The sequence below is a fragment of the Brevibacillus sp. NRS-1366 genome, from assembly GCF_050467985.1.
In genome coordinates this window covers 91291-105929 of the sequence record NZ_JBITPN010000002.1, presented here as the reverse complement: position 1 = coordinate 105929, position 14639 = coordinate 91291, and the positions used below count along the sequence as shown (strand labels likewise).

General features: G+C 45.0%; 18 protein-coding genes. 1 reads left to right on the top strand and 17 read right to left on the bottom strand.

Features of this window, described 5'->3' with window-relative positions:
- Positions 1–35: 35 nt before the first annotated feature.
- From ACIFQN_RS01215 to ACIFQN_RS01135, 17 genes are all read right to left on the bottom strand, one after another.
- A protein-coding gene (locus ACIFQN_RS01215; RefSeq protein ID WP_429831192.1) for an IS3 family transposase occupies positions 36–1384 on the bottom strand; the annotation gives its coding sequence in 2 pieces (ribosomal slippage) (positions 36–940 and positions 940–1384; 1350 coding nt in all).
- A 98-nt stretch (positions 1385–1482) separates the two neighbouring features.
- Complete coding sequence (locus ACIFQN_RS01210; RefSeq protein WP_429831191.1) at positions 1483–1947, bottom strand: CoxG family protein; 465 nt, start codon at positions 1945–1947, stop codon at positions 1483–1485.
- 194 nt (positions 1948–2141) lie between these two features.
- A complete protein-coding gene (gene mdh / locus ACIFQN_RS01205; protein ID WP_429831190.1) occupies positions 2142–3086 on the bottom strand; it encodes a malate dehydrogenase in 945 nt (314 codons plus the stop codon).
- A gap of 38 nt (positions 3087–3124) precedes the next feature.
- Positions 3125–3532, bottom strand: coding sequence for a BMC domain-containing protein (locus ACIFQN_RS01200; RefSeq protein ID WP_429831189.1), 408 nt, complete (start codon positions 3530–3532; stop codon positions 3125–3127).
- 25 nt (positions 3533–3557) lie between these two features.
- Entirely contained in the window at positions 3558–4175 is a 618-nt protein-coding gene (locus ACIFQN_RS01195) for a hypothetical protein (RefSeq protein ID WP_429831188.1), read from the bottom strand.
- Entirely contained in the window at positions 4172–4825 is a 654-nt protein-coding gene (gene pduL / locus ACIFQN_RS01190; protein WP_429831187.1) for a phosphate propanoyltransferase, read from the bottom strand. The genes ACIFQN_RS01195 and pduL overlap by 4 nt, the downstream gene beginning before the upstream one ends.
- Positions 4826–4856: 31 nt before the next feature.
- A complete protein-coding gene (locus ACIFQN_RS01185; RefSeq protein ID WP_429831186.1) occupies positions 4857–5150 on the bottom strand; it encodes a BMC domain-containing protein in 294 nt (97 codons plus the stop codon).
- Between the two features lie 47 nt (positions 5151–5197).
- Complete coding sequence (locus tag ACIFQN_RS01180; protein WP_429831185.1) at positions 5198–5494, bottom strand: BMC domain-containing protein; 297 nt, start codon at positions 5492–5494, stop codon at positions 5198–5200.
- Positions 5487–5774 (bottom strand): EutN/CcmL family microcompartment protein, encoded by a 288-nt coding sequence (locus ACIFQN_RS01175; RefSeq protein ID WP_429831184.1) that lies wholly within the window; start codon positions 5772–5774, stop codon positions 5487–5489. Before ACIFQN_RS01175 ends, ACIFQN_RS01180 begins: the two co-directional genes overlap by 8 nt.
- 42 nt (positions 5775–5816) lie before the next feature.
- A complete protein-coding gene (locus ACIFQN_RS01170; RefSeq protein WP_429831183.1) occupies positions 5817–6095 on the bottom strand; it encodes a BMC domain-containing protein in 279 nt (92 codons plus the stop codon).
- 16 nt (positions 6096–6111) lie between these two features.
- Positions 6112–7566, bottom strand: a complete 1455-nt coding sequence (locus tag ACIFQN_RS01165; protein WP_429831403.1) for an aldehyde dehydrogenase family protein — start codon at positions 7564–7566, stop codon at positions 6112–6114.
- Between the two features lie 80 nt (positions 7567–7646).
- Entirely contained in the window at positions 7647–7910 is a 264-nt protein-coding gene (locus tag ACIFQN_RS01160) for a hypothetical protein (RefSeq protein ID WP_429831182.1), read from the bottom strand.
- Positions 7911–7914: 4 nt separating this feature from the next.
- Complete coding sequence (locus tag ACIFQN_RS01155; RefSeq protein WP_429831181.1) at positions 7915–8661, bottom strand: HAD family hydrolase; 747 nt, start codon at positions 8659–8661, stop codon at positions 7915–7917.
- A gap of 42 nt (positions 8662–8703) precedes the next feature.
- Complete coding sequence (eat, locus tag ACIFQN_RS01150) at positions 8704–10077, bottom strand: ethanolamine permease (protein WP_429831180.1); 1374 nt, start codon at positions 10075–10077, stop codon at positions 8704–8706.
- 61 nt (positions 10078–10138) lie between these two features.
- The gene (locus ACIFQN_RS01145; protein WP_429831179.1) at positions 10139–11164 is read right to left on the bottom strand and encodes a phosphotransferase enzyme family protein; all 1026 of its coding nucleotides are present in this window, start codon (positions 11162–11164) and stop codon (positions 10139–10141) included.
- Positions 11165–11211: 47 nt separating this feature from the next.
- Positions 11212–12465: an aspartate aminotransferase family protein gene (locus tag ACIFQN_RS01140; protein WP_429831178.1), complete on the bottom strand. Its 1254-nt coding sequence runs from the start codon at positions 12463–12465 to the stop codon at positions 11212–11214.
- 51 nt (positions 12466–12516) lie between these two features.
- Positions 12517–13293, bottom strand: coding sequence for a DeoR/GlpR family DNA-binding transcription regulator (locus ACIFQN_RS01135; protein WP_429831177.1), 777 nt, complete (start codon positions 13291–13293; stop codon positions 12517–12519).
- Positions 13294–13949: 656 nt separating this feature from the next.
- Here ACIFQN_RS01135 and ACIFQN_RS01130 point away from each other — a divergent pair.
- Positions 13950–14585 carry a cysteine hydrolase family protein gene (locus ACIFQN_RS01130; RefSeq protein ID WP_429831176.1) on the top strand — a complete coding sequence of 212 codons (636 nt, stop codon included), beginning with the start codon at positions 13950–13952 and terminating at the stop codon, positions 14583–14585.
- Positions 14586–14639 lie beyond the last annotated feature (54 nt).

Here is a 14639-nt window from a genome sequence, read left to right as displayed (position 1 = left end):
TGAAGTGACCCCGAAAAGTTAGACAGGTTATTTATTTAAGCAGCTTTTAGGGTTTGAGTTCGGTATTGCACCGGACTCAAGCCTTTTAATTTTGCCTTTATTCGCTTGTTGTTATAGTAATCGATATACTTCGCTAGTTCGCATTTAAAATGTTCAACACTATCAAACTCCTGTATATATAAAAATTCCGATTTTAAGATACCAAAGAAGTTCTCAATGACAGCGTTGTCGTAACAGTTTCCTTTTCGCGACATACTCTGCGTGATGTTATTTTCTTTTAATGCATGTTGGTACTTGCTCATTTGGTAATGCCAGCCTTGATCCGAGTGAATAAGCAGCTTGTCTTCTTTTGTTAGTCGTTTACATGCTTGTTCCAGCATGTTAGCTACAAGAGAATATCTTGGTCTGGAACCAATCGTATAGGCGACAATTTCCCCGTTAAATAAATCTAGCATGGGTGATAAATAAAGCTTTTCACCAAATAATTTAAACTCAGTGATATCCGTTACCCATTTCTCATTTGGCTTTTCTGCCTGGAAGTTGCGATCCAAAATATTCGGTGCTGTCTTGCCAACTTTCCCCTTATACGAGCGATATTTTTTCATTCGAACCATGCTTTTTAAGCCTAACTGTTTCATTAATCGCTGTACTTTTTTATGATTCACCTGATGCCCCAGATTCTTTAATTCATCCGTAATACGACGGTATCCATAGCGTCCTTTATGCTCATGGTAAATAGCCTGAATCAATGCTTTTAATTCGGCATGTTTGTCTGGACGACCGATCGTTTTTACATAGTAATAATAGGTACTGCGTGGAATGCCAGCGAGTTTAAGTAACGCTTTTATAGGAAATTCAGTCCTTAGCTCAAAGACTACTTGCGCTTTGTCTTGCTTTGTAATTTTTCCTTGCTTTGAACTAAGGCATTCAACTTTTTTAGATAAGCATTCTCCATACGTAAACGCTCTACTTCTTCTTGTAGTGCCTCGACTGATCCTTCAACGGGTGGTACTTTCTTGGTTTCCTTTTTCATGGTTGGACGCCCCTTTTTCTTTGGTAGTAGGGCGTCTATTCCTAGTGAATGGAACTGTATTCTCCATTTTCGGATTAAAGCAGGAGAGGTGATCTGGAAAATGGCAGCTGTTTCATTCGGAGACGTCCCAAAATCATTCATATAATTGAGTACGTCCAGTTTAAAGTGTGCCGAATAACTTGTATAGGATTTTCTAAATGCCTCAACACCATTGTGCTCGTATTGCATCACCCAATTTCGAACGACACTATCAGTTGTACCAATGGACACAGCAATCGATTCAAAACTCCCTGCCCCATCTAAATAGCGTTGAACTGCTGATAATTTATCGTCCGGAGTAAATTTAGCCATAGAAAAACTGCACCCCCAAATGTTAGGTATGTCTAACAAATGGGGTGCAGTTCAAAACCCAAGCGTTTGACAACGTTCCCTAGAGGAGCATTACAGGATCATTTCCCTGTTGGGGGATTTGAGGCTTTCTCGTTCATCCGGCTCGCGATGGCTTCTACCAATTCTGTCGTTAACTGTGGAACACGGGTTTTCAGTACCGGGTTGATCATTGGTGCCTTTAAGCCTTTTGCTGTGATGTCGAGAAAACCGGTCATTTTCGTGCGCTGGTTTCCCAATACCTCCGCTTTGAAATAACCTTCCCCCGTAAAATTCTCATTGAGACCAGTCAGTGTAAACTTCACCTCGGTCGGCTCGTTCCATTCGGTAATATCCGCTTGAAGACTTATCGTTTTCTTCATGATGCCAATGTCTCCGATAAAGGTCCAGTTTACTTGGCGATCGTTGATGATCTCGTGACTGATATAGCCAGGTACTAATGGAATCCAGTTTTCCAATACACTTACAAACTGCCATATCTCTCCTATGCCCAGATCCAGTTCAATATCATGTACGCCTTGAGGCATGGCTGCTCATTCCTTTCCCATTATTCTTTATCTATCCTGTTATATGTATTATGCCAAGATGCAGGATATTTCAAGAATCATATTCACTCAACCATAGACAACACCCAAAATTTCTCCCCCAAAAACAAAAGACGCTGTCCCATTTTTACGGGACAGCCCCCACAATAATTCTTATCGTTAAGCAAATCAGTTTCTTACAGCCCCGAAAGTAAGTTCAACGTCCTTTTCACGGATTGAGCGGATCGGTCTAATGCAGCTTTTTCTTTTGCAGAGAGCGGCAATTCAATAATACACTCGATGCCATTGCCGCCAAGAATGGTGGGAACACCGAGATACATGTCCCTGTAGCCGTATTCCCCTTCCAAGTAGGCAATGGATGGGAGGATGCGTTTTTTGTCTTTCAGGATCGCTTCTGCCATTTGAACGACGGAAGCAGCAGGGGCGTAGTATGCGCTTCCGGTTCCAAGCAACTCGACAATTTCGCCGCCGCCTTTTCGCGTGCGCTCTACAATTGCCTCGAGCCGGTCAGCAGAAATGATTTTTTCAAGCGGAATGCCACCTGCAGAGGAATACTGGATTAAGGGAACCATCTCATCCCCGTGTCCCCCCAGAACAAATCCGGATATGTCCTGGGCGGATACATTCAACTCTTGGGCAACAAAAGTCTGGAATCGCGCCGTGTCCAAGACTCCCGACTGACCAATAACGCGATTTTTCGTAAAGCCTGTTGTTTGATAGCAAACATACGTCATGGCATCAACCGGGTTGCTCAAGACAATGACATAGCTGTTTGCTGCATAACGGGCTATCTTTTCTGATACTTCGCGGATGATGCTCGCATTCGTTGCGACTAGATCCTCTCTCGACATACCCGGTTTTCTGGCAATCCCCGCAGTAATGATCACCAAATCGGCAGCTTGTATCTCTTCATAATCAGAGGTGCCTGTGATGCTGACGTTCAGTGCCTGCACCGGACTTGCTTGCAGCATGTCAAGCGCTTTTCCTTTTGCCAGATTGGCCATGGCTGGGATATCCACGATAACAATATCGCCAAGCTCCTTTTGAGCAAGCATGAGAGCAGTCGTCGCACCAGTAAAACCAGCTCCAATGACCGCAATTTTTCGTCGTCGAAAAGTCATTTCTTTTCCTCCCACCTACCGATCTGGCCAAAATACTACTATTTACTCGATTCCGCTGGCGGGTCTTCCGGTTCCTTTACCGTATGAGGGTTGCTGGGTCCCTTTTTTACCGTCGCTTTTTCTTTGGCTTCCTCTTTTACTGGTTTGTCCAATGGCAATACTCTTTTCTTGCTTTCTTCCTTTTGCAAAAGACTTTTTATTCCTTCATCCGGATGCGGAATGACATGGGACGCAATCAATTCACCCACTCTAGCCGCCGCTTCCCGCCCGGCTTCGACGGCTGCTTGAACAGCGCCGACATCGCCTTCGACATATACGGTGACCAGTGCTGCATCTGCCATCTCCTGTTTCACTAAGCGAACATCGGCGGCTTTCAGCATTGCATCCGCTGCTTCCACTGAACCGATCAGTCCCCGTGTTTCGATCATTCCCAGTGCCTTGGCCAAGCTCTTCACCTCTTTTTTCATCAATTCAATCAATCACACAGATGCTCTTTCCCTTTTCTCGTGCGGCGTCACGGGCCAAAGGGGTGACAATGGTAGATTTGTGGATCCAGATTTTCTCGTCCTTTATATGCTCGATCTCTCTTTGGGTTACTAGTTTTCCGTGGAATGTAATCCGGTCATGAGAGGCTTTTGGAACGAGCTTGACCAAGGGAATAACCTGGACACCAAAGCCTTCCAGCATTTTTTTATAGCTTGCCAGATGATTGCCATATGCTGAATTCGCGACTTCTTTTCCCGTAAAATCCAGTATCCACTCCAAATCCACAGAAGGGATAAAGCTGATCCGTACACCTTTTAAGAGAAGTTGGGACAGCATTTTGCACTCCGGCGTATCGACAATCCCCAATGCCCCTTTTACGAGCAAATCTTGCGTGACATTCAAGAAGACAGCATCTTGAACATTCGCCGGAAAGTTGTTAGAAGTAGGCGGCATGCTTATAACATTCCAATGTTGTTCCAACTGCTCCACTTCAAAATCAGTAGCAGCATTCAGCACGACAAGGTTGGGTCTGATGGAAGATTCCAGCTTCAATTTTTGCAGAATTTCTCTGACGACGGCTTCGATCTCTGTACGATCAATCATGATGGACCTGCGTACTTTGATAATTTTCCTGTTGTTCCCGTAGCGATCAAGCCGGCGTTTGCTTCATCGGTATCAATATGCATATCCAGTTTGTAGTCGGGTGAGACACGAATAAGCACCTTCTCAAACAAAATGGAGCGTTCATTCTCTACTGCAATTCGCACATATTCACCGTCACTCACTTGAAAACGAGCCGCATCTGCTGGGCTCATATGCACATGTGCTTGTGCGATGATCAGCCCTTCCAGCAAATAAATACTTCCTTGTGGACCGATGATCGTGACCGGGGAAGATCCTTTCACATCGCCCGATTTCCGTAGTGGAGGATGTAATCCCAATTTGATGGAGTCGGTTTTGCTGACTTCCACTTGCGTCAGGTTTCTTGCTGGACCAAGAATCCGCACATTTTCTATGCCTCCCCTCGGTCCTACAATCGAAACCGTTTCTTGCGCGGCAAATTGCCCTGGCTGGGATAGCGCTTTTTTGTGTGCTAATTCATACCCTTTTCCAAACAACGTTTCTAGGTCATGTCTACTTAGATGACAATGCCGTGCAGAAACGGCAATCGGAATTCCTTTTTCAGGTGTCGACTGTATCGAAAACTGGCTGACCACTTCTTCCACGATGGATTGGATCACTTTCTGATTCATGTTGGTATCCCTCACTTTAACAATCCGTTGATTAAAGTTTTGGATTTATTTGCGGCAAGATGCTTTCGATTTCGCTATGCGGGCGCGGGATAACGTGTACAGAAATCAGTTCCCCTACACGCTGGGCGGCTGCTGCTCCGGAATCTGTCGCTGCTTTGACAGCTCCAACGTCACCGCGAACCAAAACCGTGACAATTCCTCCACCAACGTGGACTTTCCCTACCAGATGAACATTAGCCGCCTTCACCATGGCATCCGCCGCCTCAACAGAAGCAACCAAGCCTTTTGTTTCAATCATTCCTAAAGCAGTAAGTTCCATTGCCATTCGCGATTCCTCCCATGTCCTTCTTGCATGTACCTGCGCCGCGCTTGTCACCCGGACATTCGCCAATTTTTCACTCTTATCTCTGCCAGTCTCTTTGTATCGATATCCGGACGGGGAATGACAGCAAACGCGATCAGTGCTCCCTTTTGCTCTGCCACCTGTGCACCAGTTTCAACTGCGATTTGGACTGCGCTGCTATCCCCTTCGATGACAACAGTAACAAGCGCCATATCAACTGTTTCCTGATTGACTAGACGTACATTCGCTGCCTTTACCATGGCATCGGCTACTGCAAACGAGGTCGCCAATCCCCGCGTTTCAATCATCCCCAATGCTTTAGTCACCGGATTTCCCACTTCCTGTATCGATCGAATCGATAATCCCGATAATCAGCGCATCAATCGGTAATCGTTTTTCTTCCAGAATAGAAGAGGCCGGGCTGCCAGTAGTAACCATTACTTTATCCCCCACCCCCGCGCCTATCCGATCAACTGCAACAAATGATGGTTGACTCGGTTTCTCTGTTTCGACGAATCCGGGTTGCACAATCAAGAGCTTCAATCCAGTTAACCCATCCTCTTTACGTGTCGCCCAAATGTTTCCAATCACCGTGCCAACCAGCATTTCTTATACCCTCCCTGATGTTTTCGCGAATACAAGTGTTTCCTATGGCAAGATGATTTCCAGTTCGTTATGAGGGCGTGGAATGACATGGGCAGATAGGAGCTCGCCAACACGTTGTGCAGCTGCACTGCCCGCTTCAGTCGCTGCCTTCACAGCCCCGACATCACCCGTGACCAACACGGTTACAATCCCTCCACCGACATGGACTTTCCCTACCAAGGTAACGCTTGCGGCCTTTACCATCGCATCCGCCGCTTCCAGTGAAGCTACTAATCCTTTCGTTTCGATCATTCCGAGTGCACCATTGATTGCTCCAGCCATGTTCTACTCCTCCAGTTCATTGTTTAGTCAGGTATTGTCCGATTATATTTTCGACAATTCTGGAAACTTCATCCCGATCGATTGTGTAGGGATTTCGCTCGTCCGATTGCTCCTCAAGTTCCTGATTCCGTAATGGCTTTGGCCTTGGAATAGCCACATCCTTGATCCCGTACGCAATTCGCTTGATATTGAACAAGTGATGAGCCGTAATGTTGTCGGAGGAAATATTTCCGCCATATGAGCCACATCCCAGTGTTAGCGATGGGATTAAACCCGTTGTCGCTCCTGCCGCCCCGATGGAAGCAAGCGTGTTCACCATGATACGAGACACCGGCATTTCAAGTCCAAACCTGTAAGTTGCCTCTTCATCGTTTGTGTGAATCGAACAACTATGGCCCCTTCCCCCAAGATTCAATAATTGTATACAAATCTGCTTCGCTTCTGCTTCGCTGTTTACTGTATAGAAAGGTAAGATAGGAGCGAGCTTCTCAATTGAAAAAGGAACGTCTCTGCCAATCCGGTCTTCCTCTGTGATGAGCAACCGGGTTCCTGCTGGCACATGAATACCGGCCATTTCAGCGATGGCCTCCGCTGAGCGCCCTACGATCGCCGGGTTCAGTCTCCCTTTTATCGGCGAAATGACATTCTCGACCATGGTTTTTTCCGATTTGTTCAAGATGTACCCGCCGTTATGCAGCAGTTCTCGAATCGTCATCTCCTTGATATTCCGATGAACCACCATGGCTTGTTCTGAAGAACAAAGGGTGCCATTATCAAACGTTTTGGAATCCACAATCATCTTGACTGCCTGCTTCACATTGGCTGTCTTCTCGAGATAGACCGGGCCATTTCCAGGTCCTACACCATATGCAGGCTTTCCAGAGCTATAAGCAGCTCTGACTAAAGCCCCTCCTCCTGTTGCTAAAATCAAGTCGATATCTCGGTGCTTCATGAGTTGAATCGTGGTTTCTATCGATGGGCGTGGAATCCAGCCGATTAAACCTTCTGGAGCACCAGCCTCGACAGCAGCATCGTGACAGATTTGCAGCGCTTGGATTGTACACGCTGCTGCTGTAGGATGTGGACTCGCCACGATTCCGTTTTGTGCTTTTAGGGCAATCAATGTTTTAAAAATCGCAGTAGAGGTAGGGTTTGTCGTTGGACAAATAGCCGCAATGACTCCGAATGGATAAGCGATTTCAATGACTTTGTCCTTGGTGTTTTTCCTGATGACTCCGACCGTTTTCTCATCCTTAATCGACTCGTAGACACCCATGGAGCCTAATTCATTTTTGATCTTTTTATGTTCTACAACGCCGATCCCTGTTTCTTCCACTGCTAATCGGGCTAATAGCGCAGCTTCTTTATAGGCCGCTTCTGCTACGTGTTTCACGATCCGATCAATCTGTTCCTGTGAAAACTCGCGAAACTTGGCTTGTGCTTCTTTTGCCCGCTTCACAGCTACCCGCATCTCTTGAATCGATGTCAAATCATGATCAAATTCGATAATAGGAAACGCTCCCTTCTATTCATTTTTGCGAACACGTCTTGCTAGTTGTAATTAAAGGTAACCTGTCCTCTCTCTCTGGTACCTTGCATGGAAGCTGTAATCTCATTCCAGCGTTTGATCTCTGCATTAGAAAGGGGAAGCGCAGCTGAGTCGAAGGAAGTGTTGGCAATCTTTGCTCCCTGTATGGAGAGTGTGATGTCATTCCAGTGTTTGATCTCTTCAGCAGAAAGATGATGGACGCTGGGGCGCTCTTCTAGCTTCGCGAGAACCAATCTGGTGATCTTTTCTACCAAAACCGAATCCATATTCTCACCTCCTCGTACCCATCTCCAGCAACTCGCTGTAGCTTTTAATGATCAAATCAGCGTCTGCCAAATGAGTGATTTCGTTTTGAGGGTTCAAAACAATTCCGATCGTTGCTTTTACTCCCGCGCTTTTTCCCATTTGCATGTCGGCATTTGTATCCCCTACGATCACCGTGTTGCAAAGGGTGATGCCATGACGATCTCTCGCTAAATAAGCCATGTCAGGATACGGCTTTCCATTCTGAACTTGATCGCTGCCAATCACAAAATCAAAATATTTCGCCAACTCTACCTTCTCCAGCTGCACCCATGCTTTTTCGGTGTCATCTGCCGTCACTACTCCAAGCACAAGCTTTTTTTCCTTCAGTTCTATCAATAGCTCGTGGATTCCAGCGATGGGTCTGATCGCTGCCGAGTTATTCTGTTTTTCATCCGCATACTGAATACTTTCTCTGGCAAAAATCATTGCCGAATCCCAAGGTACGCCCTGCCCATAGAGGAGAAACGCGATGACCGCTTGCATTTCATCCAAACTCGCAATCGCGAGCGGGCTTTTCGGGTCAACCTCATCCTCTCCCCGGATTCCCAAAGCCACTCCGAATTCGCCCAGATCAAACTGGCAACCGGGTACCACCTCCGCAAGATGCTTATGGATATCGTGGGCCCAAGGAATCCATATGGACGGCAAGTCTATCAAGGTCCCATCTTTATCAAATAAAACAGTCTGTATGTCTTGCCCGAAAATCTGCATCGTCACCACCCTCCCTTCCTTTTTTAAAACGGAATCGCTGCACTACTCAACAGCTCCCACATTCGCTATATGTCTGCTTTCCTGACTAAACTGTTCTTCTGGTGCGTCCACGTTGATATGATTTCTGGCCCAAACAAAGTAATAAATAATCGCTATTCCAAAAACCGAAATACTGACCCAGAAGAACGTCAAATTCGCAAAGAAGCTGGCAAATAAGGCAATGACCGCAAGTATTAACGAGACGATCGGAATGAATGGGTACAAAGGAGTTTTGTACGGACGAGCGAGATCAGGCTCTTTTTTGCGTAAAAGGATCACAGACAGATTCATGGAAATATAAGACACAAGCGCTCCAAAGGTGGCGATGAGAATCAAATCATCCGGATTGAACAAGACAACCAACAGTAATCCGACAACACCTGGCAGAATGATCGCTGCGTACGGCGTCCTGCGTGTAGGGTGCAAGTGAGATAGAAAACGTGGAAGATATCCCGCTCTCGACAGGGCAAAAATTTGGCGGGAATACGCTAGAATGACGCCCGAAAAGCTTGCGATTAATCCAACCAATCCAATGGATGCTAAAATTTGCGCCAACCAATACGTATTGCCGAAGGTTGCTGCAACAGCAGTCGGCAACGGATCACTCGCGGTGCTCAATCGGTCAATCCCGCTCAATCCTATAGCTACTGTTGTCGTTAAAACCGATAAAATCAACAAGGTAACAATTCCTGATAAAATCCCTTTCGGCATATCCTTCTTGGCATCGCGACATTCCTCAGACAGCATAGGAAGCATTTCTATCGCGAGAAACAGCCACATCGCATACGGCAAGGCTGCCCAAACTCCTTTTATCCCTCCAGGAATCAACGGTGTACCCCGAGCGCCTAACAAGTTTTCCATCGATATCTGCGGCAAGCCAACAAAATACATTAAGACTATCAAGCCGAGAGCAATAAAGACGAGGATCGTTTCCAGGCTGGCGTATTCTTTTACCCCGACAATGTGAACAATCATAAAAAATAAGTACATGAAAGCTGCGGCCAAAATCGGATTGATCGTTGGAAACAAGAAGTTGATGTAAGCACCAATCCCGATGGCTACGACTGGCGCCGCAATAAAATACTCCAAAATCACACCAATACCGGTCAAAAATCCAGCGAAGGGTCCCATTGCACGCCTGGCAAACGAATAAGGACCGCCTGCATATGGCAAAGCTGCGGATAACTCAGATATACCAAAACACATAAACAAATACATAATGGCCATAAATCCAATGGCGATTAACATTCCCACGTATCCCGAATTCGCCAGACCAAAATTCCATCCGAAATAGTTTCCTGAAATGACGATCCCAACGCCAATTACCCATAGATGAAAAGAGGACAACGTCTTTTTCAATTCCAATTGATTGCTCATAAAGTCATCTCCCTTACATACTTGTTACCGAAGCTGTCGCAAGGTATATGTGACTCAGAAATTATGAAAATCTTTTTGAATATTCCAAATATTGTCTCGCCAAAAAGTCCGTCTGTACGGTGTATTCACCTCCCAATTCCCTGGTCGTTTCATTTTCCCGACTGCCAATCCAAGCGATGAGCTGCAGTCTTCTCATCATGATAAAGGTAGGGATTTCTTGTTCTTCCTCTTTGATCAGTTTACGAACTTTACGATAACCTTTGATCCAAGCTTGAACGAGATCGGGAACATACGGTTTATGCTCGATAAACGTTAAGGAAGATGCCAGATCGAAAAGGTACCACCCAAACCCGCTGTCATCGAAATCAATCACTTTTACTTGTTCATCCTTGACAAGCAAATTCGTATTGCGTAAATCTGCATGAATTAAACCGAAGTGATGGGGGTCTTTTCCAAAACGTTCTAATCGGGGTTTAATCGTATCTGCTACTTTCTGAAACAGTTCAATTCTTTCTGGTGTAATCGCTACTCCATCCTGCCATCTTCCCCAGATCGGTTGTTCTCCCAGAATGGTTTCATAGTCCCACGTAGGACGTTTGATCTCATTGAATGTATCCCAGTTGTCAATAGCGTGTTGATGAAAGTGAGCTGAGATTTCACCAATCAGCTCAAACTGCTTGACCAGTTCTCTCTCGTTATTGGCGTCTGGTGTCACGCCTTCTAGATAGGTGAACAGTACGCAGCAATATTCCTTGGGGTCGTTTTCCAACTGTACCGTCTGAATATATTCACCGTTTTTTCCTGCAACCGGCAATGATACTTCCACAGATGTATCTTTATAAATCGAGCTGATCCAATGAACTTCACCCTCGATCTCTGTTTTTGTGTGGTATCCGGGACGACATACCCTCAATATGAATTTTTCAGCATTGGAGGCATTTGTTACTAGGTAGGTAGCGTTTTCAGAGTAGTTCAAAAGATCAACCGTTGCTTGCGATAAATTGGAATAGGAATGAACGACATGCTTTGCAACTTGATTAAAAACTTCCACATGATCTTTCCAAAGTTCTGTACTTGAATGGCTCATCTTACTACACTACCCCTTTTCTGTAATGGGTTGAAAGTCACAAACATTCACACCAAAGCGCGCGTAGCTTGTCTAATACTGAGCTCACAGCGTGACAGCAATTCATCGCAATACTTTTGATCACACAAAAGACCTGGCTTAAATTGCAGCACTTTCGTGTCTAGCATCGAATAAATAGCCCATACGCCATTTTTATAAAGAGCGCGCATGACATGTTTTGCTCCCTCTGGCTGACTAAACTCCAAACCCATCACAACCCCTAATTGACGAATCCCTACAAAAAAATCAGCGTTTTGTTTCTTTATCGTTTCAAGCCCTGCACGTAAATAACGAGATACGTAATCAACATTTTCGATGACTTCTTTCCGCCCAGATATCTCCAATACTTTCATCGCAACGATACACCCTAACTCTGAACCGCCGAATGTTGAAATATGGGCAAAGCCGTCTTCGTTCATCCATTGCCCTGCTTTTTCACTCACTACTGTGGCTCCAATCGGGTAAATACCGCCACCAAAGCCTTTTGCCGTAACCAAAATATCTGGCTCTACTCCATAATGTTCAATTCCCCACAACTTTCCAGTACGCAACAAGCCCGTCTGCACCTCGTCCGCTATGTACAAGGAGCCATATTTTTCGCAGATTTTTTTCACAGTGGAAAGATATCCTTTTTCCGGAAGCGGAAATCCATAGGTTGCCGGAATGGTTTCAATAATGACGCAAGCAACATCCTCCTTCGAGAGTGCGGCCTCCATTGCCTCCACATCGTTGTACAGAACATGGATAAACTCTCCTGGACCCCCTTCACTTAGAAACGGCCGGGAATAGCGCTCATTCCCAAGCGATACCGCTAAGCCCGTATGACCATGATAGGCAAATTTGACGGAGACTATTTTTTTTCGTTTCGTAGCATATCTGGCACATTTTAAGGCTACATCGATCGCTTCACCGCCTCCGCTCGAAAAGATGGAATATTTCAGACTGTCCGGTGTGCATAAACCGAGAGCTTCGGCAAGATGCGCACGGGTTATCGCCGGAAAATGATGATTTCCGATATCAAATTCGTCCAAAGCGCTTTTTAGTGTTGAAATAATTTCTGGATTCCGATGACCGAGATTATATGTTCCTCCATTTAAATGAAGATCCATTAATTCTTTCCCGTTCATATCGTACAAATAGTAACCTTCCCGTTTCCCGATGACTAAGTCTATCCCGTCTTTTTGCCATTGTTTTGTTTTCCCTGGATTCCACCAATTTACAGATTTTTTGAGCACAGAGTCTTTATCACTGAATGTAAGCATTTGTCTTCTCCCCATTTTCGGCAATTTTTTTACGACAAAAGCTGTTGTCTCTTACAAATCATCGGCAATCAAAAGTTCGATTTCTTTCTCGGCTAATATTTTTCTCCATTCTTCCGAGCAATTCTTGTCTGTTATGACCATGGACGCATCAACTAGCGGACAGATGTATGCAAAATCGGTTTTTCCAAACTTCGTATGGTCAGCTAAAACAATGACCTCCTCAGCGCGTTCCATCATTTTACGAGAAATATTGGCTCCATCCAAATCGTAGTCAGTAATTCCGTCGATCATCGAAATCCCGCTCGCGGAGATAAATACTTTGTTGGTCTTCAATCGCTCAAGCATTCTTTCTGCGAGGGGACCGACAGTCGATTTTTGAACGCGTTCCACTTCACCACCGATGAAAATAATCCGTCCCTTAAATACTTCCATGGCAAGGAGCAGGACAGGAGTTGATTGGGTGATGATCGTTACATTTTTTTTATCCGCCAAAAAACGGACCATTTCTAATGTAGTTGTTCCATAACCGATCATGATACTGTCGCCGTCCTCCACAAGCTCTGCTGCAGCCTTGCAAAGGGAGCGTTTTTCTTTTTCATTGATGGTTGCTCGCTGATCAAAAGGGGTATCCCAAGAAGAGGTTTTCTCTTTTACAGCGCCACCATAAACTTTTCTCAGCATGCCTTCTTTTTCGAGCTTATCTAAATCACGACGAATCGTTTCGCCAGAGACTTGGAAAATTTCCGATAATTCTCTCACTTGTACTTTCTCGTCTCTTTCCAACGTTTCCAAAATTGTTTTTTTGCGATCTTCAAACGATAAAGACATGTTTTCATCACCTATCACGTTTTTTTCCACACGCTACTCAGATGTATGAATACCTTTATTCTTTGTTGATTAATGTGGAATTGTATTGATGATAACATTGTCGATTTATTACAGTCAATGTTTCTGGCTTTTGTGCTGCTCGTAGCTTGTTCAACTGCAAAACTTTGTGTAACAACGACTTCATTAGCATCGCAGCAACGATTGTCTTCCCTCACCCAGTTCGGTTCATCCCCGATCTCTCCCTCTAAAGTTTTTTGGATTACTTCCCTACAGAAGAAAATGATTCCACAAGAAGCAACCGAAAATACCTGCATTTCAATGTTGTATGTTGATTATTTATGTGGTTTTGACATGATAATATCATGCTTGTTTTTTGTAGTCAATATTTTTAGAAAATTAAAAATCTATTCAAAATATGTGAATCCATTCATAACACAACGGAAGAAACAATAACATGATTCCAATTTCGCACATGCAAAAAACCACTTCAATCTACATTGGTTGAAGTGGTTTTTTGTGACATATCACCCAAGATGCTGGATATTTCAAGAATTTGGCGCCCGAGCGTCCATTTTATTTACATTTATTACTGTCCCTGCCACTCCTTCAAAGTAAAATAAGAGACAGGAAATCCAATCCAAAAAGGGGGACCTGCCATGAGCTATACGAGTCCAAATTGGAACACATCCGTACTAATCACGATTGATACCCAAAACGACTTTACTTTGCCTAACGCCCCGGCCGAAATTATTGGTACTTCTGACGTGCTGCCGAATATGAAAAGTGTGCTGGAAGCGTACCGCACAAAAGGTCTGCCGATTATCCATGTCATTCGTCTGTATAAAGAAGACGGTTCAAACGTCGATCTCTGCCGCAGGGAAGTCATTGAAAACGGGGCAAAAATAGCCGCTCCCTATACGGACGGAGCAGAATTAGTCAGCGACATACGTTCGTCTAGCTATTCTTCCCTGGATACAGACAAGCTGTTGAACGGTGAATTTCAGTCCGCAGGAGAGAATGAGTGGGTGATGTATAAGCCGCGTTGGGGAGCATTCTATCAAACCGACCTGGAACAGTTTCTACGGGGACGCCGAATCGACACCCTCGTGTTTACGGGCTGCAACTTCCCAAATTGCCCACGAACCTCCATGTATGAAGCAAGCGAACGCGACTTCCGGGTAGTTATGGTGGCTGACACCATGTCGCAAGTCTACGATAAAGGTATCCAGGAAATGAGCAATATTGGTGTGCATGTTTGCGGGTGGGATGATGTCCTGGATGCCATCAAATAACAAGTGATCACCTAGGCAATCAGAGGACTACCACCATACCGAATGGAAAAAACC

Coding starts and splice junctions, on each gene's coding strand:
- eat (WP_429831180.1), bottom strand. CDS start 10,077: ATGAGCAATCAATTGGAATTGAAAAAGACGTTGTCCTCTTTTCATCTA.
- ACIFQN_RS01155 (WP_429831181.1), bottom strand. CDS start 8,661: ATGCAGATTTTCGGGCAAGACATACAGACTGTTTTATTTGATAAAGAT.
- pduL (WP_429831187.1), bottom strand. CDS start 4,825: ATGAATCAGAAAGTGATCCAATCCATCGTGGAAGAAGTGGTCAGCCAG.
- ACIFQN_RS01140 (WP_429831178.1), bottom strand. CDS start 12,465: ATGCTTACATTCAGTGATAAAGACTCTGTGCTCAAAAAATCTGTAAAT.
- mdh (WP_429831190.1), bottom strand. CDS start 3,086: ATGACTTTTCGACGACGAAAAATTGCGGTCATTGGAGCTGGTTTTACT.
- ACIFQN_RS01130 (WP_429831176.1), top strand. CDS start 13,950: ATGAGCTATACGAGTCCAAATTGGAACACATCCGTACTAATCACGATT.
- ACIFQN_RS01145 (WP_429831179.1), bottom strand. CDS start 11,164: ATGAGCCATTCAAGTACAGAACTTTGGAAAGATCATGTGGAAGTTTTT.
- ACIFQN_RS01170 (WP_429831183.1), bottom strand. CDS start 6,095: ATGGCTGGAGCAATCAATGGTGCACTCGGAATGATCGAAACGAAAGGA.
- ACIFQN_RS01195 (WP_429831188.1), bottom strand. CDS start 4,175: ATGATTGATCGTACAGAGATCGAAGCCGTCGTCAGAGAAATTCTGCAA.
- ACIFQN_RS01135 (WP_429831177.1), bottom strand. CDS start 13,293: ATGTCTTTATCGTTTGAAGATCGCAAAAAAACAATTTTGGAAACGTTG.
- ACIFQN_RS01160 (WP_429831182.1), bottom strand. CDS start 7,910: ATGGATTCGGTTTTGGTAGAAAAGATCACCAGATTGGTTCTCGCGAAG.
- ACIFQN_RS01165 (WP_429831403.1), bottom strand. CDS start 7,566: ATGCGGGTAGCTGTGAAGCGGGCAAAAGAAGCACAAGCCAAGTTTCGC.
- ACIFQN_RS01175 (WP_429831184.1), bottom strand. CDS start 5,774: ATGCTGGTTGGCACGGTGATTGGAAACATTTGGGCGACACGTAAAGAG.
- ACIFQN_RS01185 (WP_429831186.1), bottom strand. CDS start 5,150: ATGGCAATGGAACTTACTGCTTTAGGAATGATTGAAACAAAAGGCTTG.
- ACIFQN_RS01210 (WP_429831191.1), bottom strand. CDS start 1,947: ATGCCTCAAGGCGTACATGATATTGAACTGGATCTGGGCATAGGAGAG.